The following is a 24991-nucleotide window of genomic DNA, read 5'->3' as shown; positions in this document are numbered from 1 at the left end:
ACCTTAAAAATTGATAACCCGAACAGAATAGCTGCACTTCAGGTTTACGATTAGTACAAATCTCCATTCTTAAGTACTATTCCTGGTGCATTAAGTAAAGATTTATTGATTCGCCAAGAAGATATACAAGTTTTACATGGTTTCGATACCGCCGAAAATGCAGCAGCATACCTTCACACAGAATTATTCAATAAAGATGTTGTTGAAGCATTGAAACCACTTTTAATGGACTCTCCTGATGTACGCATATACACGCAAAGCACACTATAGCAAGTGTATTGAAAATGATATTGGACTAGATATAAAAATTAAATAAAAAATGAAACAAGCATTAATTGTAGGTGGCTCAACCGGAATGGGTAAAGCTACCGCCGCATTATTATTAGAACAAGGAGTAGAAGTAGCTATCATTGCTCGCGAAGGCTCTGGCCTTGAGCAGGCTACCAAGGAACTCGCTGAAAAGGGTAAGGTTAAAGCCTATGGCTTAGATCTTACCAATTTGGAAGAGGTTAAAGCATTCAGCGCTAAAATAGCGAGTGAACTACCTAACTTACAGTATTTGGTAAATGCTGCAGGATACTTTAAACCAAAATCATTCTTAACGCATACACAAGAGGATTATGACATCTATCATGACTTCAATAAAGCCTTTTTCTTTATTACACAAGCAGCCGCAAAGGTAATGAAGTCTAACGGTGGCGGTTCTATTGTAAACATTGGATCCATGTGGGCAAAGCAAGCCATCAAGGCGACTCCCTCTTCGGCATATTCTATGGCAAAAGCAGGTCTACATAGCCTTACACAACACCTTGCCATGGAATTAGCAGAATTTAAGATTCGCGTAAATGCGGTTTCTCCTGCCGTTGTTGTTACCCCTATTTATGGGTCATTTATTGAAAAAGATAAAATTGAAGAATCTTTACAAGGCTTTAATGATTTTCATCCAATAGGAAGAGTTGGAACAGCAGAGGATATTGCCAAGACTATAAATTTCCTATTATCCGATGAAGCAAGCTGGGTAACAGGGGCTATCTGGGATATCGACGGAGGTGTTATGTCCGGCAGAAATTAACAATCTAAGCGTCGGAGACAACAATCTCCGGCGTTCATTGCTATACTAGCAAATAATTAAACAAGCATGTCAAAAAAAATAGAGACCTTCTATAAAGGTAAGTATACCTCAAGTACAAAAACACCCTTAAATCAAGAATTCATAACAGTCAATTCCGTGGATTTCACACCAATAAACCTGTTATACAGTACTTACGCAAGTTGCCTTATAGGGACAATTGACACAATAATATCTCGATTTAATTCCGTACCATTTGTATCTAAGAGAACCCCAAAAAGTTTAAAAAAATCAAGATCCCATTCACACTAAATTCCAACTTTCTTCTCTTATAGTTGAAAATGTTGTGGCCGGGATAGTTTTACCATCGTTAAACTTACTAATATTATCCGCAACACCTTTGCCTCCTAAGACATGAAGACGTTTAGAATTATCAGCATATTTGATTGATCCTAAATAAACCTCTTTAGATTCATCTCCAATTTTTCCAATTAAATCTATTGCTTTATTTTTAGCACTTAAGGTTTGCACTTTAGAATCGATTATTAAATCCATTCTATTTTTACAATCTAGATTTCTTTTAAAACTAGCTGGATAATCTTTAGCTTCTGGAATATCTAAAGCGATAGAAAAGCCATACCATTCAGATTTTTGATTAGCTAACTGTACATGCCATTCAATTTTGACGTCGTCTTCATTAGTTAACTCGCAAATTATCTTGTCATTTTTATCCAATCCATATATTCTAAACTCTGCTGCTTGACGCTTTAGTTTACCCGTTTTATCTCGATAAAATATTCATCGCTATTACCAACTCTCATAACACCGATGGGTGGATAAATAGCGGCTTTTACAACCTGTGAAATATCTCTATTCATTTTTTAAGATTTATTTGTATTAATGATTGACATGGAATGATTAAATATATTATGAGAATCATATTTGCGTTTCTGCTTCTTTAATTTTGATAAAAGACTATTTTTATTTTCCTTGCCAAAAAAACTTTCAAAAAGTAATTTCCTCTGTTTTAGATTATCTGGATTGTAAATTTTATGATTTTTATCTAAAACACAATTATAATCAGGGAAGTTTACGAAGCTCCCTTCTGTGTGACTACTTAGTTTTTTTCTTAAGCCTTCGACCCAAATTAAATACTTTTCAGCGTTTGGATTATTTACAGCTGTCCACCAAGACTGTATTTGTAAAATGAAAGGTTTTTCTTTATAAAAGAATGAGTTATTCCCTCTTTTTATGGCTCCTCCCATTCCGTGCAGGCTTAAATAGCATGATACTTGACTATCTAAATAATCAAAATCTTGTTCCATATACTTATAAATTGAATCCACTAGGGCCCTAGTAACTTCTTCACCTTTTGGAAAAAAAGAACTAACTTTATGAGGATGGGGTACATCACAAGTAGATTTAGGAGCATCAATTGTGTTGGAATTAGTAACTAATGAAACAGGAAGAGATGTTAAAAACTGACTTGACATGTCTTCAAGACTTTGCGAAAATTCGTCTCCATTTAAGCCCATATCCAATTTAAAATTAGGTATTGAATCACAACAGTAAAATTCATGATTAACACTGAATTTATTGATGTTTTTTCCCATTTCACCAAATAGCGAAGCAAATTTTTTCTTTGCACTTATCAACGCTCTATTCTTAGCATCTTCTAAAACAGATTTAGAATAACCGGAATCCAAACCTATTTTTTCTGTTATAAATCCCATAACATAAAATGATGAATTAACTTTTTTACCTTCATTATTCGTATATGAGGGTATTACTCGGGCAAAAGATGTTATTGATTCACATGATTTATGAGCGTTTTCCATCCATTTTATAGTAAATTTTTTTGCTGTTTTTAAATCTTCAAATTTCACATCAATAGCCGTAATATGCCCAAGCTGGGTTGAAGTAGATAATGGATATATCTTAAACTTCAACTGTGTAATAACACCAAAGTTTCCTCCTCCTGAACCTTTTAATGCTTCAAACAATTTTTTCTTTTCTCCATCATTATTTGAAACTGTAATTTCCTGAAAACTAAGATTATTAGCCACAACTAATTTAGCTTCAAGAAGAGCATCACAAGTCATACCATGTAAACGTGAATAAGGCCCCCAGCCAGCTCCCAGTGCTAATCCACCAATCGCGACAGAATCACAACCTCCTCCAGGAAGAATATAATTATGGCTTTTTAAAAATTTATATACTTCTTTTAATTTTGCACCAGATGTCACAATTAGATTTTCCTCATGTATGTTGATTGCAATGTTTCCCGCATCATTTAAAATATATCCTTCAGACTTCAATTCTCCTTCTAATACCAAACGAGAAGTATCAATAACAATAACATCATTACCCGAGCATGCCCCTTCATGATGATGTCCTCCAGAACGAATTTTAAACTTTTTTTTAGCTTTTTTAGCTTTAGGATTACAATAAGCCAATATCTCCTTAACATCGTTCACATTTTTACAATAAAAAACGCCTTGCGGAGCTAATTCTAATCTTAGATTAGATATTTTGACCGCTTCATTATAACAGGGGCTTTCTTTAGTTAAAATTCTATACTTAATACATTCATGTGTATCAACACGACCGTTACTTGTCATATTTTTAGTTTATTAAAGGTTTATAAATAATTTTCGATTTCAATAACTGTACTATTAAATTTTGTTCAAACTTATTAAGTTGAGAAAACCTTTTCCCATGCTGAATAGCTTTTATTACTTCAAATTCCCATTGTGCTAACTGATGATATCTAAGTCTATAATTTAATCTATAAACAAGAACAATAGTATCTTGATATTCAGGCAAATCGAGCTCTTCATTTCCCGCCGTCAATTGTTGAAAAAAATCTAACAATGAAAATTTCAACTTAACAATTTCCACAGAAGGATTTACAGCGATAATGTCAGATCGTTTATCGTCAAATTTTTCATTTCCTTCGATTCCTTCTAGACCTTTAGAAAAATAGACTTTGTTTCTTATTTTTTCTAGTTTTAAAAGTTCTAATGGCAATTCATAAATCCTAATTTCTTCCTCCGTTAACACTGAAAAGTCGGGTTGTGATGTTCCTAAAAACTGCTCAAATGAAGTACTTAAATCAACTAAACTATACGATTGAGATGGATATTTTTTGATATAACTAAATGCAAAATGTTTAAAGACCTCATCACCAAGAAACATTTTTAATGTAGGCAAATCTGTTTCTAAACATTCCATAAGACGTTGATAATAGCCATGTACATAAACATTTAAACGCAGTAATTTATCATCTGTATCCCTTCCTACAATCAACGATTCAAATTGAAATGCTTCATTATCTTCTGTAACAAACGTGGTAGATGTTGAAGTTGCATGCCCAGACATAATAATATGCTGAAAACATAGCTGTATATCATTAAGCTTTAAAGACATAATTGGCATCAATATGTTGGTTAACAGCAGGATTTACGGTATAATTACTAATAGCATCATAAATCGATGTGTTGGGAATATTATCTTTAATTACATCTTTAGCGATGTACAATTCTTTAATCAATTCCGGATATTCAGGGATATTCGCATCCCATTCTAAAAGTGTTGCCACTCCCCCTGTTGCTTGATGTACAAGCTTATACAATTCCCATACTTTTTGTGGAACTGGTTGATCGTGTGTATCAACTAATAAATGTCGAAAACTTGTTGGCCCAGCTAGATGTACTTGCTGAATGGCATGACAGGGTAAATTCTGAATATACTCAATAGGATCAAAGCTGTGATTGTGAGAAGAGACATACACATTATTAACGTCTACTAATAATCGACAATTGGTTCTTTCGACGAGTTCAGCAAGAAAAATACTTTCGGGAATATCTGATGAATCAAACTCTAAATAAGTAGATGGATTTTCTATTACTAATGGTCTTTTTAAAATATCCTGAACTTCTAAAATTCTATTGGTCACATGGCTTAAGCTTGCTTCATTGAGCGGTAAAGGCAATAGATCATGTGTATTTACATGGGCTACGCCCGTCCAACATAGATGGTCTGAAATCCATTCGGGCTGTATAAACTCTGCTAATTCCAAAAGTTTTTTCAAGTAAACTTTATTAATAGGATCAGTGCTACCAATAGACATGCTAACGCCATGCATCACAAAAGGAGAATCTTTCCGAAGATGCTCAATAACCATTCTTCCAAATCCAAAATTATCAATATAATTTTCGGAGATAATTTCAAAAAAATCTACTTCTGCCGGATTATTTAATAAATAAGTATAATGCTGAGTGCGTAACCCTACACCCAAACTGAAATTTTGTAGTTTATTCATTTTATACAAAAAAAGGATGTCTCAAAAGTCATTTTTAACATATTGACAACATATAAAATTTAGGTACTTTATCAGGTTCATAAAAAAGAACCAAATTTCCTAATGAACATTGGTCTTTTTTATGATTCCTGTTATTAGAAGCTATCCTACGGAATCTGTTTCATAAGTGCAGATTTCATTTATAAGACAGTCCCCCTTCTAAAATAAGTGCTAGGTTGAAGGCGGAAATACTAAACGTAAAATATTTGTTTCGGGCTTATTTGGTACCTTCCCAAATTTAGCATTATATCTATGTGCATATACTTTCCATGCGACATCATAAACTAACTCACCTTTTTCATAATTGAATACATGCTCATCTCCCTTATCGTCTTTATATTTCATCATTTGTACTTTATTAGTGAGATTGACTAATACTAATTGACTAGGTTCAGGAAGCATTTGTAAGGCAGAAATAGGTACGGCACAGCCGCCAGTGGTAGCGCAATTATTAGAACCAGGCACAGATACATGTAATGGTTGGGCAGCCTTACCACCTGAACTAGCACCACAATTAGCCCCTCCTTCATAAGCTTGTACATAACCACAGCCACCTTCTGACTTACAGCTATTGGATCCTTTACATGAATGGTAAACCGCTGGTGAAGCACAACCCAACTCTCCATTTTTTATCCATGGATTGTTTTCACCTAACTCCCGTTCATCATTTTTAGGCATATACAATCCTTGACAAGCATGATAATCTTGTGCATGCTCTTCTACAAATCCATTTTTTTTGGTGATTTTTAAATCTGGCGCAATATTCAAATCAGGTGTCTGGCCTAATAATGCCCAACAGATTGACATTCTGTCACCAGAACCAGACATTGCAGGTCCAGGAAATTGGCCACTTGTACGAGCCCAATAATCTTCCATACCCACAAGTAAACCTTTTAAAGTACCTGTTGTAGCTTGAGATAATAAAGTTTTATATTTTTCTTTATTCGTCGTTACCTCATTCATAGCATTAGCTATTTCTTTTGCTGTAGCTAATTGGGGATACTTCTTTAAGTTTATTTGGTAATCGGCCTCGTTAGTAATTAAATCATCTTTTGTCCATTTTTTTCCTTTCTGATGTACTATATCCCATGTCTGAGTTGATTTATCTTTGATTAATTTTTCGACAGCTTCAAATATCTCATGGTGATCCATTTTACCATTATCGCCACCACGAGCTGCTTTGCTTGCTGACTCAATCTTTTCTCCTTTGTCATTAAACGATTCTCCTTTATCGTTAAACGATGGATGGTTCTTTGCTAAAGCCTCATCATTAACTTGATTTTCTGGAGAAACAGTTTTTAAGGAAGCGATAGCATCAATCATAAAACTATTTGCTACAAGCCATTGTTTAACCTTTAGAATTTCGGCTTCTAATTTTAGTAGTCTATTCCTCTCTTTAGGATCTTTCGTTGAACAAATCTTATCTTTTGTTTCAGCTAAATACTTATCAATAGCGTTTTTGCCATCAAATTCAATACTTAGTAAATTATGTACAATGGGTTCATTCGGAGACGTACCTGGTTTTTTGTAACGCTTAATTATATTGTATATTAAAACAAATAAAGGTTCGCCTTCCCCTTGGTCCAGAATGCCATCTATCATTCCCAAAAGTTTGTTGATAGTAATAGAATCTTTAGTTTCATGAAGTAAATTGGTTTGTAAACCAGGATACTCAGAAACCTTTTTACTTGAAGGCAGTTTATTAAAATGATCGCGTTGAATAGAATCATTACAAAAAGCATCTTTAAATAATCTATTTCCATCTTTGTATTCAAGAAGTAAATACATGATAATAGTTGTGTACAAACCTGAAATTGAACCAAACATTAACGCTTTGGGATCTTGTTCCTTTTCAAATGGAATATTATGTTTGTATTTACATTTACATTCCTCATGTATTTCATTCTGTAAATCTTGTTCAGATGATTCGATGGCAAGAAAAAGTTTAATATGTTTTTCATTTAAAGCGTCTAGTTTCACTTTAACATCTTTAAACAGCGAACTCTCTTTAAGATCTTTGAAATCAATAATTCCAGGTATTGTTGTTTTATCATCCCCATAGCAATTCCAGCTGTAATCCTTATTTACGAGGCCATTATCCGTGAAATGAGCATTTACTTTATATTTATCACCATACGCATTGCATAGATTTGCAGCAATTTGTAAATGAAGCATTTCTTCAATAAAGACTTTAAAAACTTTGTTAAAGGCATTTTGATTAGAACCCGAATTTTCATCAGGTTTAAACTTAGGTGCACTTCCTGGCCATTTTCGGCCTTGATAAAAATCACTTTGTTTAGTGTTTATCTGGTGGTAACCTTCAATCGAATACATACCCGACATATAGAGTGGAATAGTAAATAATTCTACCTCTAAAGCCATTTGCAGTAACATTTGAAGATTCTTTCTATCCATCTTAAAATGCTTTGGATCTCTGTTAAAATTTTCTTCACTGTTTAGGGAAAGAAAATCATTTAAATTAATTGTGTTTGACATTTGAAGTATTTTTTACTTGTGAAAAGGACATGTAGATGTTGCAGGCTCCTCTTTTCGTTTTAATTCATTAAAAGAAAAAATAGATTGAAAGTATTTCTTTTCTTCTTCGCTCATTTCATCTTCTCGGCGTAAGGTATTTACTTGTATATGCGGCCAGCTTGTTTTACCACCATCATCTCCGAAATGAAATTCAAAATTTACAACCTGCTCATACTGTAATTGCAATACATACTTAGCCGTATCTTTTTCTACAATCTGTAACCACATATTCATTTTCATTTCTATAGCAGGCACATATTTGTCTACAAAAGGAATATTTAAAACTCCTCCTTGCGCACCTGTTTCGTTTCTAGAACTCATCACAATGTGTGCTGTATGAACTATCTTCTCTCCTTTATTAGCGTCTCTTAAACGTAAATCAGGACGGACAGAGTAGGGAAACAACGGATGGCTTACAATTTCTTTAGAATATATTTTATTACCTCCTTCATCCTCCTTTACTAAATCTTCCAAGGTTTTTAATCGCCATGCTGGCATCCCTTTATCGATATCAAAATCAGCTTTGTCAGAATCTTTAATAAATTTACGCGGGGCACCTGCACGTCCCATTGTGGGAGAAATAGCTAAATGCTTATAATCCCATATATTCTCATCCTCTATAAATGTTGGAGCATCTTCGGAATACAATTTACCTTTGAATGATTTTAAATTCCCTAATAAAGTAATTGTACTTCCGTGTGGTATAACGCCACTCCTTGACAGGGTATAATCTGGCAGGTAATGAGGTCCTTTTTGTCCATCGTCTTTAGAAAGTTCTTTTCCGGGTATTATAAAATATTGATTTTTTTTATGCTCGTCCGTTAATTCATCAATTGGAACATACTTATCAACCTCTCGCCCTATAACAGAGATAAAATGTTTTTCCAAAGCTTCAAAATCCTTTAAATTTATATCAGAACTTGAAATCACACGTGAAGTAGGAAATAAATCATTGACATTATATAAACCTCCATCCACCAATCTTTCTTCAATACGCCCTATGTAAGCAAATGTTTTATCGGGATAAATAAGTGTTTCTATAGTACCTTCTGAACATATTTTTCCACTAAAAACTATGTAATAAGGATTAAGAATTTTAACATCAACTTTAGAATTTGGATCGTCCTCATAAATTGATATTTTTATTTTTCGTAGTATTGGATTCATACCTCTATTTGTACGAATAGAATCATTACTTGCAGCATGATTGTACATATCACTTAGCCACAAATACATCCCATTTTCTTCGTGAATACCCTTTACTTCCAGATTTTCAATTACATCTAGTTCAATTTTTGAATCATTCTGTTTATTTTTAGTCTTTATGGGTTCTTCAGATGGGAAATAATCATACGCTTCTCCCTCAGAGGACCTTAAATTTACTTTTTTAATTACTTGATCGTATTTATAGGCTCCGCAAAATTGTTCGTTACTCCCACCGCGATTACGTACACCACCTTCAACCTTAGTAAAGGTTAATTTCTCAACATATTGATCACATTCAAAAGAATATTTCCCAGGTATAGTTTCAGAGTTTGTACCAGGTGATGGCATTATTGTCGTGTGAATTCCTGATGTCAATAAATAGGGCCTGCTATTAAACGCTTGCTGTCCTTTATTATCATGATTTATTTTTAATAATGACTTATTTGTTTCGGAGTCATTTTTTGAGACGTAACTTAACCATGTCCCTTCTAACAATTCTAAAATGCCGTAATTAACGATACGCTCATAACAATCCAAATGATCCTTTCTAAATGGTTTTATCGGATCACTAATTTGAGCTTTTTGAAAGTCACCGAGTACTTTTTTAAATTTTTCAAGAATATCAGAAGATCCAGTTAAGCCAGAGTTTTTAACTAAAAATTCAGTATTAGTTGAGGTGCTTGGGTTTATTTTTTTTAACATGACTATTCTTTTTAGTTAGTTACATACGTTTTCATAAGAAACCGTAATTTCATTCTGCCCTGCAATTAATACATTAAATTCTTGTTCTTTCATTTCTTCAGCGTGTCCTAATTCGTAAGACTGTGGTTTTTCTGTTAGCAAAATTTTAATTAATTTTGTTTTCATAATTTATTGTTTTAGTTAAAAATAATTTAAATATAGCAATAAGACAATCAGACATTTACGGGATTCCGTAAAATCAAAATATTTTCCAAATCATTAAATCATACCTATTTACAAAGTTGTTGTTACGGCAAGACCGAGAGGTATATCCATGTATGACAGGTAGATATCATTACGTTCCTGTTTTATAGGCTTTATGTATATATCACTTTTCGTTCAAAGCCTAGAACTTGAATACGATTAATCTGTATAGCTCTCAAAATCATAGACAGCTAGCCTTCATTACGGAGTATACCCCGCAAGTTTGACAGTTCACTCAAATTTGAATTAATAAGCCCTAAGTAGCATGCCCTATTCGGACTCGAAACCTCAATTATCGGGTCTCCTTGTATGGTATATAGCACATCATCCAATACCTTTATAGCGCTTAGAAAATCCTGTCCAGAAAATTTAAACCTGACCAATACATAAATATTGACTAACCAACTTGAAGACATCCTCAAAGAGCTTTGGGTGGCTAAAGACTTATTAATAATAGGATTTCCGACGTAGTTCTCTTTCTCCACATGGAGTAAAGAAAGTGATACTTTATGTAAACTTTCATTTGATGCGGGGGACTGTATAAAGACAACATCGTGTTCAAAGTCTAAATTGAACCGAAGTTGCTCATTTAAGTAATTGCGCAAAGCTTTCAAAATGGCCTCTATCATGAATAAAAATAATCAGCTGGTTAATAGCGTAATGAGTTGCAATGATATTAATATTATGAAGAATACACCGGGGACTACCCGGGTAGTTTTTAACTACCCCGAAAAGACAAAAAGAATAATGCATGTGCATATTATGCTTAGTAAAGCAGTACAAAAGATGAAAAAACAAAAAAATAATGCGAAAATATTCAGGTTTATATCCGCCAAAAAAGAAGAGATTTCATAAAACTACCCACCTTTTTTCTAAAATCTTATAAAATAAAATAAACGGAACAACATAATTAACACAAAACAAACAGGTAATTAATATGAAATAAACACATAACTAAAGGAATTAAATTATACTTATTGTTTAATAAAAATATTTCAACTAGTAAATATAATAATGACTATATTGAAGATAACGAGAGATATGTCAAGGTTGAATAGATAAATTATGGCGGGATGGAAATAACTAAGGTGGAAGGAAACAAATACGAATGTGAATTAGCTGAATATACATGTAAGAATCTATTTGGTTCAGCTTCAAAAATTGAAAATCAGGAGAAATTTGGCTAAAACAAAAAGCTTTGATATTACCTTAATTAGGATTATTAAGCTTAACAGGAAGATTTATAGTTTTAAAGGATTTAGCCTGTTTATCAAACTCACACTCGTTTAAGTAATAATTTGATTCACTGCATAAAACTCTCACATCTGTATATACCCCAAACTGAAAAACGAGATTATACTTACCCGAAAGTTTAGAAGTAGTTAACCTCTTAAAAGAAGCTTCTTTAAACTTGCTTAAAGACTGGTTATTATAACATTTAACAGCATTTTTGAGAACTTTGCGAGACTGTAACGTAAACTGTGTCAGGGTAATAATTTAATAAGATTATTTATATTTAATTATTCAAACGACATGGTCATGAAAGACAAGACCCCATTCGACTTTGAGCGCTTCAAAGAGGAAGCTATGCAAGGTCTTTACGAAGGGAAGAGTTTATCTCCCAATGACGGCGTTTTAGCGCCCTTAATGAAACATTTACTGGAGTCCATGATGGATGGTGAGTTAGCGAACCATCTACAAGAAGATAAGGCATCAGGAGCCCCTAATCGTCGCAATGGCAAGATAAAGAAAACAGTTCGAGGTCTAAACACAGGTACTTTCGAACTTGAATCTGGCCGGGATCGATCTGGGACATTCGAACTAAAGTAAATCCTAAGCGTCAGCTCATTATTACGAAACAATTAGAAGGTCATGTGCTAAGGATGTATGCCAAAGGTATTAGTACACGTGCTATAAGCGATTTTATTCGTGAGATATACGCTATGGACATTTCAGCTACCGAAATATCCCGTATCACAGAAAGTGTCATGCCAGCTGTTAATGAGTGGCGAACTCGTCCTTTGGAAGCTGTTTACCCCTTTGTTTTCCTAGATTGCATGCATTATAAAGTACGTCAAAATGGTACAGTTGAATCTAGGGCTATTTATAATATATTGGGAATAGGAATGGATGGCCGTAAAGATCTGATAGGACTTTATAGTTCAGAAAACGAAGGTGCAAAATTTTGGTTATCTGTTCTCACAGACCTAAAACAGCGTGGTGTCGAAGATATTCTAATTGCTTGCATCGACGGTTTGAAAGGTTTTCCTGAAGCAATAGAGGCTATTTTTCCAAAAACCAAAGTTCAGCTATGTATCGTTCACCAAATCAGATCAAGTATGCGCTATGTTACCGAAAAGGATAAAAAAGCCGTTATTGAAGACTTAAAACCTATTTACAAAGCTGTTAACGAAGAGGTGGGCTACGAAAACTTACTTACCTTTAAGGAGAAATGGGGCAAGAAATATCCAATTTCGGCTAAATCTTGGCTAGAGAATTGGACTAACCTCTCCACATTTTTCGAGTATGATGAGCAAGTACGCAGGATTATTTACACCACTAATCCTATCGAAGGAATCCACCGTCAGGTCCGTAAAATCACGAAGTCTAAGGGTGCATTCAGTTCGGAGCAAGCTCTTATGAAGTTAATGTTTCTGATAATTCAGGATATCGCTAAAAAGTGGACAATGCCGATGCATAACTGGGGCTTGACCATATCCCAACTTTACATTAAATTTGGTGATAGGCTCAAACTCGATAAAGGATTTTAGGTTTAGGTTAATTATCCAATGACACAGTTCGTGTTACACTCCCTAGATAAACATATCTGTACAACTCCTTACATTTTCCTTTAACGTGATTCGCTATAATTCACATAGTCAAAGCTAAATTAAAAATTTTAGGCTTGGACGTAACACTAAAGAAATCGTTAAAATTTGATCTTCCCAAAATAAGGTCCTTATTGTTTTTAGAACAGCTTAGTCTCTTCAAAACTATCGAGTTTTGTTTTACCTTTCAATCGAACAGATTCTAAACGAGAAAAAAATGTTCCTAAAGAAATTACTTTGGGAAACAAAACTAATTTTGAAAACTACATCTGATTAACCAATTGGATAAACTTGATAACAAACGCTATTTAAAATTATTTGTTTTTGATTAATCTATAATTTGAATATCTTCGATTTATTCCAAGCGGAACTATATATTCTCCATAATATTTCCAATACTCATTTTCAAAAACTCTTTTCTCTTCTATCATTACGTCAAAAAAGTTAGACTTTGAACCAACTATTTTATAAGTAGGAGAATATTGGCCTTTAGTATCCACGATATAAAATGAAGAAAAACTTCCTAATACAGTGGTTTTATCAAACTGGTCTTTAAATTCTAAAGTATCTTTATCTTTTGTTATTAAATATAGATTATAATGAATTTGATGATTATTTGTATTCCGTATTTGAAAAATGTTTTTTTTATCTCTTTTGTGCGATTCAAATGTAATAATTTTAGTCCTTTGAGGCCAACTATCCAATACAAGAATACTATCACTCCGTAATTGCCAATTTCCCTCTATTTCAGTCTTTATAAATTCTGACTTATTATAATAGACAAAGCTTCCGTTATCAAGTAAATCTATACTTTCATAATAATGAGATGCCTGATACGCATACAGATTATTAGACATCCTTTGTGAATAAGTAAACAAAGGATAACACAATAATGCTAAAAATATTTCTATTTTTTTTTTCATACAAATTATTACTTTCTCCCTTTTTGATAATCTTTCTGCCAACCTTTGTAAACCTCTTTTACAGGAATTCCTAAACGACCTGCTTGTCTAGTTTGTTGCCTCAAAGCTTTTCCTTCCTTAGAATTAATATCAATTGGTCCATTTGGTAAAGTTTGGTACGCTGGTGGACTAATAGAATTACCTAATCTTCGAACGTCACTATCACTCATTTTCAACGGATATCCATCTAAAAGAGTGTTTGGAGTTTGAAAAAACTGTATTCCTGTTCCTAGAGCACGTTCTCTGTTATACGCATTAGTTTCATCGGTGATATCATATAATTGTCCATATGCAGAATTGTCAACAACTAATGAGATATCTCCATTTTCATATTGATATGCGTGATTCAATTCGTGACCAACCAGACCAATACTATGATCCCCAAGGCCTATTCTAATCTCACCTAAAGCCATATCATAACTCATTGTACCTTCTTTACTTGATTTGTCTGAAAATATAGTATATACTTGATCTGACTTTTCCAACTTAGATATTTCGCCTAAAGCACTTTTATAAAAAAATATAAGTTTTTCTCCAATATCCGATCCAATAGCACCACTGTTTATCATTCCTTGTAAAGCATCCCGATTAGTAGTAAGTTGTTTTTTATAATTCTCAACAATATCATCAGGATCTTTTATTTCCCTGCCGTCAAGATCAATATATCTTAGCGAGTTATTAGCTACATAAACATATGGCGATATGTTTAGATACTTCTCAGCCAACGGATCCACCACATTCCACCTTCCTATTTCAGCATCGTAGAACCTTGCTCCGTAACCGACGGTCAGGAGTTCTTGTATACCTTAATTAATATATAGTCGCACAGCCCTCCTAACTCGGCTTGATTATTCGTTACGAAAAGGTTCTATTGGTACTCATGATCCGCAAGCGGATTTTCCTTCCCATTATAAAGATACTTATTTTCAATACTTCCTGCAAGCAGACTACGCTGTTTCCCAAAAGGATAATAACCGATCGAAGAGAGCTCATGAACACCTTAAAAAAAGAACAATAAGTGAATAACCGACCACAGGGAGCTCATGAACACCTTATGGAATAAGCAAAACGTGAATAGTCATCCTTCTGGAGTACTTCCGCTTGACTGCCGACTTTCTTTATTGTAGCACGCACATTCCCTAGGTGATCTTGCTGATTATAATGATAAACATAAGCATTACCCGTTTTAAAAGCTGTACCTTCCGAAGTATGAATCAAATCAATGTTCTGATTACTTCCATATACGGCGCATCCCGCGATATCATAGGCAAGTACGAAAGGGGCGAGAACATCCCCTCCATCGACGTGGCTGCCAAGATGGCCGAGCCACTGGGCGTGACGCTCGACTATCTCGTCAAGGACGGCGAGTATGAACAGATCGACAACGAGATGCTTAAGCTGTTAAAAGAGGTGCAGGGGCTCGATGAGGAGGACAGGGTACATATATTCGCTACTATTAACGCATTTATCAAAGCAGCAAAGCTAAAGAGCATCGCCCGCGTTGTAGATATTAAAAAGCTCACCGAAAGTGAAAAGGAGCAAGTATTTGCACTGCTCGACATTCCTCGCCAAAAGCAAGATGCAGGCGATACTCAAATAAAACAACAACGCCCAATCTTTATAGGATTGGGCGTTGTTGTTTTATTTCTATTTTCTTCTCGGCCTTAACATCTGCCCCCCTGGATATTCAAGCTCGTATGTATACTTCCGTCCTGGAAGAGGATATAATTTATTTTTGTATTTTTTGTTATCAGTATTATAGATATTCACTATTATATAATCCAAATTTAACCAATCTTTTCCTGCTTCAACTTCATAATTTTGTACCCCCCCTCCAATAGCCTGCATTGAAAAGATTAAAGAGAAGCTGTCTTTTGATTTTAAAAGCCTATAATCATTACTGTCTATAGAGATATTCCCAGGAAAATACCCAAGACCAATGTCCCTCTTAAGATCACCCTTATCTAATACTTCTAGCTTAGGAGAATAAATTTTTTTCACAATCTCTCCATCTAAACATATGATCGCATTAATTCGTGCAATATTCTGCCCTTTAAGTTCTCCTACATAGAACATGATTAGAATAAGTGCTAACTTCATCAACTTTCTCATATTATTTTCCTATTATCTTTTCAACTACCCTTTTTCCTAATTCAATAATCGGATTAGAGTTACGGTCATATATCACAACTCCATTAGGCCTAGTAGGTGTAACTTTACCGTTAGCATCCAAGGAAGCACCGTTTAATGTTCCAAGAGGTCCAACGATAACGTTAAAACCAAACTGCTTAAAGGTTGTATTATCTGTACTTGAGGGAGTACTTGCAGATTGAGGATATATTTGAGCCATAGGCCCAGTTCCTACAATTTGTACCGTTGTAGGATGAGAGTGGATGGATGCCTCAGCTGACCCATATCCTCCTGGTAATGACGGAAGCTTTGCTGCCGCAGTTTGCACTCCGCTACTAGAGATTGTGGGTAGCGGGCCTGTTTCACCTCTTGCAACCAGACCATTCTTTAAAGTGACCGAGCTTTCCTCTCTAAGCCCTCCATTTGCAACTGTACGTCCTAAAACATTCAAACTTTCCTTTAATGTCACATCACTTGGAATTTCAGTAACAGATGATAGATTAGAAACACTGGTTGTCTGATTTTGCTTAGTGTTATTTTTAACTAAATCAACATCTGTCCTATTGGTTAAGATATAATTTCGTTGGTCATCTAATCCATCAGTACCTAAATAATTGCCATTTTTATCAAAAAAATCTCCAACTCTCATCCCATCCGGATCAATAAAACGGATCGGATTGTTCATAGTATAATTGTAAGGAGACCATCTTCTATATTGATCCGCAAGCGGATCCACCACATTCCATCGCCCAATTTCAGCATCGTAAAATCTTGCCCCGTAGTCATACTGCCCACCTAACTCAGCTTGTTTTTCCTTCCCATTATAAAGATACTTATTTTCAATACTTCCTGCAAGAAGACTACGCTGTTTCCCAAAAGGATAATAGTCATCCTTCTGGAGTACTTCCGCTTGAGTTCCGACTTTCCTTATTGTAGCACGCACATTGCCTAGATGGTCTGGTAGATTATAATGATACACATAAGCATTACAAGTTTTAAAAGCGGTACCTTCCGAAGTATGAATCAAATCAATGCTATTATCACTTTTATACTCAATAACTCAAACATAGTTACGGTTATTTGTAGCATGCGTCGAAATTTTCTGCATTTTATTGCTTAATGCATCATAGGTGTAACTAACAACGGGAGCATCAGCACTAGTCACCACATTACTAGGTAGGTTCAAATGATTATACGTCAACTTAAAGCCCATGCAGTCTTTCTTCGCATTACCATTGGCGTCATATTCATAACTTCCTTGAACTAGATTACTAACCGAAAGAAGCTGATTCCCGCTATACTGATACTGTATATATGTGAATCTAACTCTTGAAGTTTTGTAATGAAAACCCCAATGATATTATTTTTGTAATTATCCTTACATCATTCATTTTTATATTTTTTTGGACAGAGACTCATAGCATTAAGGAAGGCAAAGAAGCTCTCGCAGGGCGATCTGGGCAAGAAAGTGGGGACATCGAGCAACATTATAGGCCGTTACGAATGTGACGAGGTGACGCCTTCGGTGGAAGTGGCCTCCAAGCTGGCCGACGTACTTGATGTATCGCTCGACTACCTTTCCGGTAAGACCGATACCAAACTGGATTCGGCGACACTTGGTAGGATCAGGGAGATATCCGTCATGCCGGAAGATGACAAAAAACAGGTCTTCCTTGTCCTTGATGCGCTCATAAGAGATTACAAGGCCAGGAAAACATATGCGCAATAACAACAAAGCCCAATCCGATAAAGATTGGGCTTTGTTGTTATTATATTATATAACCGGCTGGATCAAGCGAAGAACAATCCTAACTTCGCCCCCAAGCGTCATTGATTTCGGTTTCCCACTTTAAGATTTCTTGTACTTCTAACGAATACACACTAACCGGTACTGACACACCTATACTGCCTAGTTTTTTTAGTAACCTTTTATCAAAAATTTCAAAGTTACATTGACCTCCATCATAATAAATCTCAACAAAAAACTGAAAATCGTCACCACCATATTCTGTGAACAGAGAATAATTTCTTTCAACAAAGTCTACAAAAGACCTATCATAATCCCTCACCACCTCTTCTGTAGCATATTTTTGAGGATGCCAAAACGAGATACTTCCGTAACCGTATTCCTCTCCATTCACTTTCCTGTCATCCGATTTAAAATAGGAGTCAACTATAAATTCATCACCTATTAATTTAATAAGATTTTCAGGACAAAAATGATCTCCCGAAACTGAAAACTCATACTTATAAATCATCTTTATTCAAATTTTTGTTCAGTATTAATCCAATTATTGGATTTGTTACTTTTTAAAAAAACCTCTTTTGTCGTCTTATCAATATAAAAATCAGCATTTGTATCACCTTTGAGTTCCTTTTTAAACTGTTTTAAGAACTTGGTTTTTGCTGATGTTTTATGCCAATCCTTGCCTGCACCTTAAAATTTACCTATATCGTCAGGAAACATTTTTTTTGCATTTTTAGCTATGTTACCGGCTGTTTTAACAGTTTCCTTATCGATTTTCAGCAAACTCCTTACATCTTTAGCCAATTCTAGTATCTTTAACGGCTTTGTGGCGAAGCTAAAATCAGGAGGCATACCCATAATTGGACTAAACCCTAAAGGATTACCTTGTCTGTCATACTGAAAACCATCATGATGGCCACCACTCCATATATGATACACATTTCCCCAAAAACCCGAAACCGGTTCTCTCTTTGGAGCATTTACAAATATCTCTTGCACCCTAATCGTACTTCCTCCAACCTATACTCCGTACCATCCTTAGATGTACCTAAATACACCGCTCCATGTTTTGTGTCAGAAAATATTCCAAAATCAAACAAACTAAATTATTCCCCTCCTAAAGACCTTACATAGCTTCCTCACGGAGCCCACTAACAACCACTCATGAAAAATCTAATGGGGTCTTTTCTTTCGTGACCATGTCGTTTGAATAATTAAATATAAAAAATCTTATTAACTTATTCCGCTGACACAGTTCATATTACAGTCTGCTATAAATCAGCATTGTATAAATAACTTGAGTATCTATCCCGATTTAAAGGGGTAGACTTACTTGTTTTTGTAGCCTACCAAAACATGAAGTTTTCAAAGCTATTAAATTAAGCTCTTCTTCTTTCTTAAGCTTTGTAAAAACAGTTCTGGAGTTGAATCAATTGTTTTTTCTATTTAAATTTATTTTAAAACACTAACACCGTTTTTAGCAAAGTGTCATTTATTAAAAGAAAAAGATATTTGATTATCTCTTATTTTAACTCTTCTGCCAACATAACCTTTTCAGATATTACATTATTTTTAAAGGTTTGATTGTCTATAGCTCTTCGTGGTAATCTAGGATATGCTTTTGGTAAGGGATCTTTAAAATAAAAATCTAGTGATGCTGCCACAATTCCCTTCCCTGGAATATAAATAAATCTATCAACACCTCTATCCCAGTCTAAATCATCTATTTCACTATTCCATGCTTTAAAGCTCCAAAATTTATAAGCATTCATTCCTTGTATAGTCAATTTTTTAGAAAGGTAAAACCTTTCAAATCTATTGTCAAATAGGTTGCTGTAATCAAATGGATTAAATGGAGAATAGTTCAGATTATATTTATCATGAATTTTTTCCATTTCATAGATTGAAATATGGTTTTGATTAAGTTGTATAGTTGATTTTGGAACATTCAACTCTACAGGTAGATCTTCAATTAAGAAAAATTGTACAAATGCATTTTTTGATTTAAAATATTTACCATTTTTCTTTGTAATCACTTGATAATTGTTAGGATGAAAATATGGACTATTTGCGCCCAATATTCGATTTTCCGCTAAAATGCATAAATCCTTAAAAGATATTAAATCTAAGGTAGATGGAAAATCATTAAGCTCAATCCAAAGCGAATTACTTTCATCAAAAGTTGGTAATACACTAAATAAAATAATCAAATTGTTGTATTGACTAGAGTGTAAATTCCCTTTTGAATTTACACTGATATTATAAAGAATCACTTCCTTATCAATATTGTAAAGTTCTTTCGTATTTAGGGTATATGCATTTATTGAATAAGATTCTATATCGTTGTCAAGGTCTAGAAAAAAGTAACTTGTCTTTGCAATAACTAGCTGTGAGAAAAGCAATAGAATAAAACTAATTAGGACACTTTTGTTCATCACTGTTTGAATTAGATATTTTTTCATTTAAGTTGATTGTATATTCTAATGGGACTATACCATATTTAGCAAGAGAAAGGGCATCAGCCACAGGAAAATTTGGGTTAAATGATAAAATTGTATCCTTAATATCATCAATATATTGTTTCATTAAATAGTGATGTAAATCATGTGCTTGATATTTAACTGTTCCACCTATATCTACTGATTGAATACCGATACACAAACATCTAAATTGATAACCAGGTCTATGCTCTTCTGCGAATAAAAAAGCATACAGTGTTTCATGTTAGATTGTTGCAATTAAATATTTTTTTGTTGCATTTTTCATTAGGGTCGAATCAAGACCCATCGTATAATTTGTATTATCTTTATTGCTAAGATAGGTTTTTCCATCAAGATCTAGGTCGGTATACTCAATACCAATAAAATTTATATTATTGGTATTGCCTCCAAATATTTGATTAATATTAGTTTTAAGCCTGGGAAATTTATTATGAAGCAAGTCTTGAATGCATGGAAAAATACCTAGATCTTGGTCTTGAAACCTTTTAAGTGATTCTGAAGGAGGTAGAACAATAAATTTACCTATCGCTATGCCATGTTGCTTTCGAAATACAGCACGAGGAGCAGGTGGTAAATTTTTATCTATTAATCTACGTTGATTAATGTCAACAAACAAGTTTTTTAAATCTTCAATGTTCCTTTCTTCAGGATTGGAAAATTTAGGTTTTTGCGATTTATTGTTACCCATAATAAAAGTGTTTTTCTTATTAATATTTAACAGAATAACTGGTTAATTAAATTATGTTGTAAAATTATTTACCTAAAAAACAGCCATATTCACTATTAAGAAATAACACTATTTAAGTAAATAAAAATAAGTAGCGTTATAAATAAAGTTTAGACTCGTAAAAGCCACATATTTTATAATTACATACTTATAATTTTGGCAAACGTTCTTACATAAAAAAAGCCTTACCAAAAACAAGATAAAGCCCATTCCTAATACGAGCAAGATTTTTGACCATGTTACCTTTTCATTCTTAACGCCCTTTGTACCTAGGCAGCTAAGAGCAAGTAATAGTACAGCAAATAGCTTGGTATACAGTGGATGTGAAAATAATCCAACCGTACGCTCGAAACCGCCTAATATTCTATTTAGTAGCGTCATTGTCCAACCACGATCTATAAAGAACCCGTAGCAGAACCAGTAAAGATGCATAAGTACGAGTAGAATACTTACAGCGTGCATAAATGCCATTATTTTGGCTAATCCTCTTTGATCGTCCTCTGTTTGCATTGTCATTAGTTTTAATGTTCAAGGGCGAACCTAATAACAAGAAGAACCAACCTGTTTCATTTGGTCGGCAATGGAAGCGAATGGTTGTAATTGGTCAATTAAGCCTGAGGTGTTTTTTTAGCCACGGCTGTTTATTAGTTTTCTAATAGAAATTAGATGAGAAAGCAAAACAACTGGAACAATAAAAGTTGGCAACCAGCTGAAAGGAAAATGCAAAATAGCTATGTTGGGTTGATCGAAAGCAAACTTTTGCACTGGAGATGGGGCGGATAAAAAAGCATTGACAACGATGTTTAATAAAAGCCCTAGGCATATTACATTCCATAGTAAAACCACCTTTGTTTTAACTCCAGATTTAATCAAACCAAAATAAATAACGATTGGTGCTGTCAAACCAGCAATGATATCAAAATTCCGGCCTTCAAATGTCATTAGTTCAGGTATGAATTTATTTAAAAAGAGCCAGTATAATACAAGTTCAACAGGAATTCGAACCAGATGAATACAAGTTAGATTTGTGAGCATTAGGCTGTCCATGAAACGTTGACCTGTTTTGCTTACAAACAAAATTAGCACGGTAATAAGAGCGGGCAGTATACCAAATAGTAAAATTGTGGGCGGAAAAAAATTAGGAAATGCGCTATAAACATTATTAAGGGTCAAGACACCTTGAATAATCAACCATATTACTAAGGCAACTAAAATTCCAGAGGCGTATCCCCGAACCTTTAAAGAAGTGGAGTTTTTAACTGTCCAGAAGACTAATAGTAATGTTAATATAGTTGCTAGTATAAAAACAATGGAAACAAATAAAGGTAGGTTTTCTAACATTTTGGATTGAAAAACACAAGGTACAAAATTCCCTTATAGAACAACAGATTAGTAACTATTGTTTTGGACGATACTTTTTCCTTTTCATGCGAATCGCAAAATCTATCTCCTGGTAATCCTCTCCTTGTGTTTGAGGAAGTGTGCCACCTAATCCATCAATAAGACTATCTTCAGACCTATCATAAAGAGAATCTGCATTCAAAAATTCAAAAACACAAGGTACAAAATTCCCTTATAGAACAACAGATTAGTAACTATTGTTTTGGACGATACTTTTTCCTTTTCATGCGAATCGCAAAATCTATCTCCTGGTAATCCTCTCCTTGTGTTTGAGGAAGTGTGCCACCTAATCCATCAATAAGACTATCTTCAGACCTATCATAAAGAGAATCTGCATTCAAAAATTCAAATAGCTGATGCGTCTTTTCTTCATCAAAATCCTCTAGTTGATTTGAATACACAGGCCTTGATAGAGCAGATTCTACTTATCTTGTTTGAGACTTAGCGATGTTATTCCAGTTATCATTAAAAGCATTAGCGGAAAATTCCTTGCCGAGATTTGAACCGTTCCAAACACTGCAAGCCAGATGATCTATAAAAGTCATACCATAAATACCTCCATTGCTGCTTTTACGCACTATGGTATCTATTTTTGCTTAGCTAACTACTTTTTCAAGCTGGCTTCATCCCTTTTTTAACAATTTCCAGTTACCTATTTCAGGGATTCAAAACAAAAGCTTTCTTCGGACACAAAACAATAATGACTTTTCGCTCCTTATCTTTGGCGATTTTGATATCTATAGATTCGAAATCATTCAGGTTATACTTGTACAAACTATCAATAGGCATTGATACAGATAATCCTTCTATAAAAATAGACTCGACCGGAACAAACTGTTTATTGTTTTGTTTTTGTTGCCTCATTTCATTTTGCTGCACAGCATATTGTACATCTTTAACCATACTTAATAACAGCCCATTATCAGATGATTTTCTAACAGAAACTTTTTTAAAACTTTGTGAAAACCCATAAAAAGTTATGGAACAAAATAAAGCACTAATCCACATTTTCTTCATAACGTCTTTTAAAATAATATCAAACCACTTAAAACCCAATAGTAAATTATTTCCATGAATATTGCACAGTGACCATTCTTAAATTAAAAAGCTATTTAAGCTTATTTTTTGGAAACAAAATTACGGTACCAAAATGCACTCCTGCACCATATAAAGACCAAGGTTGATCAAATTTTATACTTATGGATTCAAAATCATATAAATTATATTTATTAAGACTCTCAAGAGAAATATTCATAGGAGCAACTGATAGAAACACATAATTCGGCCATTTATTTGAAACAAATGCATGTTTTTTCTGTCTTGCAGCATTCTGTTGAACAGCCTTATATATATCTTTCACGAACAATGTAAATAAACTATCCGAGGGAGATTCTATAATTTGGTCTTTTTTTATTTTTTGCGAATACCCACTGAGGCATGTAGCAAACAATAAAATCAATAAAAGTACTTTTCTCATATTATTTGTGATTAACTTTTACCATGAATAGGACAACTTCCCCCCATTTGCTGGCAGATCATCATATATATCAGAATTTTTAGCTTTAATACTTTCTTCGGTAGCAATTTCTGGTTGACCATTTGCACCAGCTTCAAGATTATACATTAATTGGTATACCTCAATTTCATCCTCCATGCCCACCATCATTACAATCCATTATTTTTCCGTGCCTTACCACTTCCAATAGTGCCCCTGCATACAGCTATGCCAAGATATTAAAATAAAAACTTAACTATAATTATCGAAACATTAAATTTTAATTACTAAGGCATTAACTTATCACAGACAATTAACTTCGTTTCTTTTATTAGTATCTATACAATTTCTTCCGTTAAATTTGCAATCACAAACTCAATCAACAATAACCTATGTTTAAAAATTTTCCTTACAGAACATCAATTAGATGAAATGGATTGTGGGTCGACCTGCTCAAAGATTATTGCTAAGTTTTATGGACGCTTTTTTTGTCTGAATTTTCTGAAAAACCTTGGCACAAAAACACGGGAAGGGTTGCTATTACAAATAATTAAATGAACAATATAGATATACAAGTCCTCATTATTTTACGGATGATCTTGCTCTAAGCTCAGCAAGCAATTATACCATTCTGGTCTTTTGCAATCCTCTGGCCAAAAGATCGCCGCCTGTCCCAGCGGCCTACCATCATGATATTGTATGTTCCAAATAATGCCCCCGTAAATTGGAAATGATACACCACTCTTGCTAACCCGAACTCCCTGATAACCGAAAATAATTTTTTCAGATGCAGCACCAGCAAGCTTTAATGATCGCGCAACTCGATGCTCTTGGGAAGCGCTATTTTTGGAAGGCATACCAATAAATTCCACCTCATTATATCCGAAAGTATGCAATGCAGTATCATTTGCAAAGATGAACTTGGGCTCAGCGTCTTTATCATGCGCTAGTAAAGCATAAGGCGCCTGATGCTTAATCCAACAAATACGATCCTGTATGTTATTGGGAGCTGGTAGATTACAATGGGTTAGTCTATGCAAACTTTGATCAATTAATTGAATTAGTTTCGAATCCATTATTTA

Annotated in this window: 28 protein-coding genes and 2 pseudogenes; 6 read left to right on the top strand and 24 right to left on the bottom strand. The window is 34.1% G+C overall.

The annotated features are described in order from the left end of the window. The first annotated feature begins 105 nt into the window (after positions 1–105). Both WH223_RS17695 and WH223_RS17690 read left to right on the top strand, forming a co-directional pair. Positions 106–270, top strand: coding sequence for a hypothetical protein (locus WH223_RS17695; RefSeq protein WP_340049171.1), 165 nt, complete (start codon positions 106–108; stop codon positions 268–270). A 49-nt stretch (positions 271–319) separates the two neighbouring features. Beyond that, the gene (locus tag WH223_RS17690) at positions 320–1072 is read left to right on the top strand and encodes an SDR family NAD(P)-dependent oxidoreductase (protein WP_340049170.1); all 753 of its coding nucleotides are present in this window, start codon (positions 320–322) and stop codon (positions 1070–1072) included. 300 nt (positions 1073–1372) lie between these two features. Here WH223_RS17690 and WH223_RS17685 read toward each other — a convergent pair whose 3' ends face one another. The 8 genes from WH223_RS17685 to WH223_RS17650 all read right to left on the bottom strand — a co-directional run bounded on the left by WH223_RS17685 (position 1373) and on the right by WH223_RS17650 (position 10747). Continuing rightward, positions 1373–1867, bottom strand: coding sequence for a LodA/GoxA family CTQ-dependent oxidase (locus tag WH223_RS17685; RefSeq protein ID WP_340049205.1), 495 nt, complete (start codon positions 1865–1867; stop codon positions 1373–1375). Between the two features lie 83 nt (positions 1868–1950). Further along, complete coding sequence (locus WH223_RS17680; protein ID WP_340049169.1) at positions 1951–3690, bottom strand: FAD-binding oxidoreductase; 1740 nt, start codon at positions 3688–3690, stop codon at positions 1951–1953. A 4-nt stretch (positions 3691–3694) separates the two neighbouring features. Continuing rightward, positions 3695–4507 (bottom strand): DNA-binding domain-containing protein, encoded by an 813-nt coding sequence (locus WH223_RS17675; RefSeq protein ID WP_340049168.1) that lies wholly within the window; start codon positions 4505–4507, stop codon positions 3695–3697. Then, positions 4482–5393: an MNIO family bufferin maturase gene (gene bufB / locus WH223_RS17670; protein ID WP_340049166.1), complete on the bottom strand. Its 912-nt coding sequence runs from the start codon at positions 5391–5393 to the stop codon at positions 4482–4484. The genes WH223_RS17675 and bufB overlap by 26 nt, the downstream gene beginning before the upstream one ends. A 210-nt stretch (positions 5394–5603) precedes the next feature. Then, positions 5604–7928 carry a ferritin-like domain-containing protein gene (locus tag WH223_RS17665; RefSeq protein ID WP_340049165.1) on the bottom strand — a complete coding sequence of 775 codons (2325 nt, stop codon included), beginning with the start codon at positions 7926–7928 and terminating at the stop codon, positions 5604–5606. 12 nt (positions 7929–7940) lie between these two features. Continuing rightward, positions 7941–9875, bottom strand: a complete 1935-nt coding sequence (locus WH223_RS17660; protein ID WP_340049164.1) for a peroxidase, FMP-type — start codon at positions 9873–9875, stop codon at positions 7941–7943. Between the two features lie 15 nt (positions 9876–9890). Next, positions 9891–10040 (bottom strand): hypothetical protein, encoded by a 150-nt coding sequence (locus WH223_RS17655; protein WP_340049163.1) that lies wholly within the window; start codon positions 10038–10040, stop codon positions 9891–9893. Between the two features lie 269 nt (positions 10041–10309). Continuing rightward, positions 10310–10747: a hypothetical protein gene (locus WH223_RS17650; protein WP_340049162.1), complete on the bottom strand. Its 438-nt coding sequence runs from the start codon at positions 10745–10747 to the stop codon at positions 10310–10312. Between WH223_RS17650 and WH223_RS17645 the strand changes: the two genes are divergently transcribed. Both WH223_RS17645 and WH223_RS17640 read left to right on the top strand, forming a co-directional pair. Next, positions 10746–10973 carry a hypothetical protein gene (locus WH223_RS17645; protein ID WP_340049160.1) on the top strand — a complete coding sequence of 76 codons (228 nt, stop codon included), beginning with the start codon at positions 10746–10748 and terminating at the stop codon, positions 10971–10973. The two genes, WH223_RS17650 and WH223_RS17645, sit on opposite strands and share 2 nt — an antisense overlap. 684 nt (positions 10974–11657) lie before the next feature. Further along, positions 11658–12889 (top strand): annotated as a pseudogene (locus WH223_RS17640) (IS256 family transposase). Positions 12890–13260: 371 nt separating this feature from the next. On the opposite strand, the gene WH223_RS17635 reads toward WH223_RS17640, so the two are convergent. Both WH223_RS17635 and WH223_RS17630 read right to left on the bottom strand, forming a co-directional pair. Then, entirely contained in the window at positions 13261–13869 is a 609-nt protein-coding gene (locus WH223_RS17635; protein WP_340049159.1) for a hypothetical protein, read from the bottom strand. Positions 13870–13877: 8 nt separating this feature from the next. Next, complete coding sequence (locus WH223_RS17630; RefSeq protein WP_445265623.1) at positions 13878–14633, bottom strand: hypothetical protein; 756 nt, start codon at positions 14631–14633, stop codon at positions 13878–13880. Positions 14634–15117: 484 nt separating this feature from the next. Here WH223_RS17630 and WH223_RS17625 point away from each other — a divergent pair, with 484 nt between their 5' ends. After that, positions 15118–15576 carry a helix-turn-helix domain-containing protein gene (locus WH223_RS17625; RefSeq protein WP_340049158.1) on the top strand — a complete coding sequence of 153 codons (459 nt, stop codon included), beginning with the start codon at positions 15118–15120 and terminating at the stop codon, positions 15574–15576. On the opposite strand, the gene WH223_RS17620 is transcribed toward WH223_RS17625, so the two are convergent. Further along, the gene (locus WH223_RS17620) at positions 15556–16008 is read right to left on the bottom strand and encodes a hypothetical protein (protein ID WP_340049157.1); all 453 of its coding nucleotides are present in this window, start codon (positions 16006–16008) and stop codon (positions 15556–15558) included. The two genes, WH223_RS17625 and WH223_RS17620, sit on opposite strands and share 21 nt — an antisense overlap. 13 nt (positions 16009–16021) lie before the next feature. Further along, positions 16022–17065 (bottom strand): RHS repeat-associated core domain-containing protein, encoded by a 1044-nt coding sequence (locus tag WH223_RS17615; RefSeq protein ID WP_340049156.1) that lies wholly within the window; start codon positions 17063–17065, stop codon positions 16022–16024. A gap of 387 nt (positions 17066–17452) precedes the next feature. On the opposite strand from WH223_RS17615, the pseudogene WH223_RS17610 reads away from it, so the two are divergent. Next, positions 17453–17767, top strand: a pseudogene (locus tag WH223_RS17610) (helix-turn-helix domain-containing protein); the annotation flags it as partial. A 79-nt stretch (positions 17768–17846) separates the two neighbouring features. Here WH223_RS17610 and WH223_RS17605 read toward each other — a convergent pair. The 12 genes from WH223_RS17605 to WH223_RS17550 form a co-directional block, all read right to left on the bottom strand. Further along, a complete protein-coding gene (locus tag WH223_RS17605; protein ID WP_340049155.1) occupies positions 17847–18296 on the bottom strand; it encodes a hypothetical protein in 450 nt (149 codons plus the stop codon). Positions 18297–18475: 179 nt separating this feature from the next. Then, positions 18476–18784: a hypothetical protein gene (locus tag WH223_RS17600; RefSeq protein ID WP_340049154.1), complete on the bottom strand. Its 309-nt coding sequence runs from the start codon at positions 18782–18784 to the stop codon at positions 18476–18478. A gap of 524 nt (positions 18785–19308) precedes the next feature. Then, a complete protein-coding gene (locus WH223_RS17595) occupies positions 19309–20247 on the bottom strand; it encodes a hypothetical protein (RefSeq protein ID WP_340049153.1) in 939 nt (312 codons plus the stop codon). Beyond that, positions 20198–20371 (bottom strand): hypothetical protein, encoded by a 174-nt coding sequence (locus tag WH223_RS17590; RefSeq protein ID WP_340049152.1) that lies wholly within the window; start codon positions 20369–20371, stop codon positions 20198–20200. The genes WH223_RS17595 and WH223_RS17590 overlap by 50 nt, the downstream gene beginning before the upstream one ends. Positions 20372–20509: 138 nt before the next feature. After that, entirely contained in the window at positions 20510–20974 is a 465-nt protein-coding gene (locus WH223_RS17585; protein ID WP_340049151.1) for a hypothetical protein, read from the bottom strand. A 108-nt stretch (positions 20975–21082) separates the two neighbouring features. Then, positions 21083–21475 carry a YWFCY domain-containing protein gene (locus WH223_RS17580; protein WP_445265627.1) on the bottom strand — a complete coding sequence of 131 codons (393 nt, stop codon included), beginning with the start codon at positions 21473–21475 and terminating at the stop codon, positions 21083–21085. Between the two features lie 165 nt (positions 21476–21640). After that, positions 21641–22354, bottom strand: coding sequence for a hypothetical protein (locus tag WH223_RS17575; RefSeq protein ID WP_340049149.1), 714 nt, complete (start codon positions 22352–22354; stop codon positions 21641–21643). A 254-nt stretch (positions 22355–22608) separates the two neighbouring features. Beyond that, positions 22609–22815: a hypothetical protein gene (locus tag WH223_RS17570; protein ID WP_340049148.1), complete on the bottom strand. Its 207-nt coding sequence runs from the start codon at positions 22813–22815 to the stop codon at positions 22609–22611. A gap of 256 nt (positions 22816–23071) precedes the next feature. Then, positions 23072–23431, bottom strand: coding sequence for a hypothetical protein (locus WH223_RS17565; RefSeq protein WP_340049147.1), 360 nt, complete (start codon positions 23429–23431; stop codon positions 23072–23074). A 91-nt stretch (positions 23432–23522) separates the two neighbouring features. Beyond that, on the bottom strand, positions 23523–23891 hold the full coding sequence (locus WH223_RS17560; RefSeq protein WP_340049146.1) for a hypothetical protein: 369 nt from the start codon (positions 23889–23891) through the stop codon (positions 23523–23525). 18 nt (positions 23892–23909) lie between these two features. Further along, positions 23910–24068, bottom strand: coding sequence for a hypothetical protein (locus WH223_RS17555; RefSeq protein ID WP_340049145.1), 159 nt, complete (start codon positions 24066–24068; stop codon positions 23910–23912). A 428-nt stretch (positions 24069–24496) separates the two neighbouring features. After that, positions 24497–24985 (bottom strand): MEKHLA domain-containing protein, encoded by a 489-nt coding sequence (locus tag WH223_RS17550; protein ID WP_340049144.1) that lies wholly within the window; start codon positions 24983–24985, stop codon positions 24497–24499. Between the last annotated feature and the right edge of the window lie 6 nt (positions 24986–24991).

The sequence above is a fragment of the Sphingobacterium sp. MYb382 genome, from assembly GCF_037572665.1.
Lineage (GTDB): Bacteria > Bacteroidota > Bacteroidia > Sphingobacteriales > Sphingobacteriaceae > Sphingobacterium.
The sequence above is the reverse complement of the archived record's forward strand: the minus strand, read 5'-3'. Positions and strand labels throughout refer to the sequence as shown.

Bases quoted from the DNA above. Each gene is read 5' to 3' on its own strand.
- WH223_RS17690 (WP_340049170.1), top strand. From the start codon at position 320: ATGAAACAAGCATTAATTGTAGGTGGCTCAACCGGAATGGGTAAAGCT.
- WH223_RS17680 (WP_340049169.1), bottom strand. From the start codon at position 3,690: ATGACAAGTAACGGTCGTGTTGATACACATGAATGTATTAAGTATAGA.
- WH223_RS17675 (WP_340049168.1), bottom strand. From the start codon at position 4,507: ATGCCAATTATGTCTTTAAAGCTTAATGATATACAGCTATGTTTTCAG.
- bufB (WP_340049166.1), bottom strand. From the start codon at position 5,393: ATGAATAAACTACAAAATTTCAGTTTGGGTGTAGGGTTACGCACTCAG.
- WH223_RS17665 (WP_340049165.1), bottom strand. From the start codon at position 7,928: ATGTCAAACACAATTAATTTAAATGATTTTCTTTCCCTAAACAGTGAA.
- WH223_RS17660 (WP_340049164.1), bottom strand. From the start codon at position 9,875: ATGTTAAAAAAAATAAACCCAAGCACCTCAACTAATACTGAATTTTTA.
- WH223_RS17655 (WP_340049163.1), bottom strand. From the start codon at position 10,040: ATGAAAACAAAATTAATTAAAATTTTGCTAACAGAAAAACCACAGTCT.
- WH223_RS17645 (WP_340049160.1), top strand. From the start codon at position 10,746: ATGAATAAAAATAATCAGCTGGTTAATAGCGTAATGAGTTGCAATGAT.
- WH223_RS17650 (WP_340049162.1), bottom strand. From the start codon at position 10,747: ATGATAGAGGCCATTTTGAAAGCTTTGCGCAATTACTTAAATGAGCAA.
- WH223_RS17635 (WP_340049159.1), bottom strand. From the start codon at position 13,869: ATGAAAAAAAAAATAGAAATATTTTTAGCATTATTGTGTTATCCTTTG.
- WH223_RS17625 (WP_340049158.1), top strand. From the start codon at position 15,118: ATGAATCAAATCAATGTTCTGATTACTTCCATATACGGCGCATCCCGC.
- WH223_RS17620 (WP_340049157.1), bottom strand. From the start codon at position 16,008: ATGAAGTTAGCACTTATTCTAATCATGTTCTATGTAGGAGAACTTAAA.
- WH223_RS17605 (WP_340049155.1), bottom strand. From the start codon at position 18,296: ATGATTTATAAGTATGAGTTTTCAGTTTCGGGAGATCATTTTTGTCCT.
- WH223_RS17595 (WP_340049153.1), bottom strand. From the start codon at position 20,247: ATGAAAAAATATCTAATTCAAACAGTGATGAACAAAAGTGTCCTAATT.
- WH223_RS17590 (WP_340049152.1), bottom strand. From the start codon at position 20,371: ATGAAACAATATATTGATGATATTAAGGATACAATTTTATCATTTAAC.
- WH223_RS17585 (WP_340049151.1), bottom strand. From the start codon at position 20,974: ATGGGTAACAATAAATCGCAAAAACCTAAATTTTCCAATCCTGAAGAA.
- WH223_RS17580 (WP_445265627.1), bottom strand. From the start codon at position 21,475: ATGCACGCTGTAAGTATTCTACTCGTACTTATGCATCTTTACTGGTTC.
- WH223_RS17575 (WP_340049149.1), bottom strand. From the start codon at position 22,354: ATGTTAGAAAACCTACCTTTATTTGTTTCCATTGTTTTTATACTAGCA.
- WH223_RS17565 (WP_340049147.1), bottom strand. From the start codon at position 23,431: ATGAAGAAAATGTGGATTAGTGCTTTATTTTGTTCCATAACTTTTTAT.
- WH223_RS17560 (WP_340049146.1), bottom strand. From the start codon at position 23,891: ATGAGAAAAGTACTTTTATTGATTTTATTGTTTGCTACATGCCTCAGT.
- WH223_RS17555 (WP_340049145.1), bottom strand. From the start codon at position 24,068: ATGGAGGATGAAATTGAGGTATACCAATTAATGTATAATCTTGAAGCT.
- WH223_RS17550 (WP_340049144.1), bottom strand. From the start codon at position 24,985: ATGGATTCGAAACTAATTCAATTAATTGATCAAAGTTTGCATAGACTA.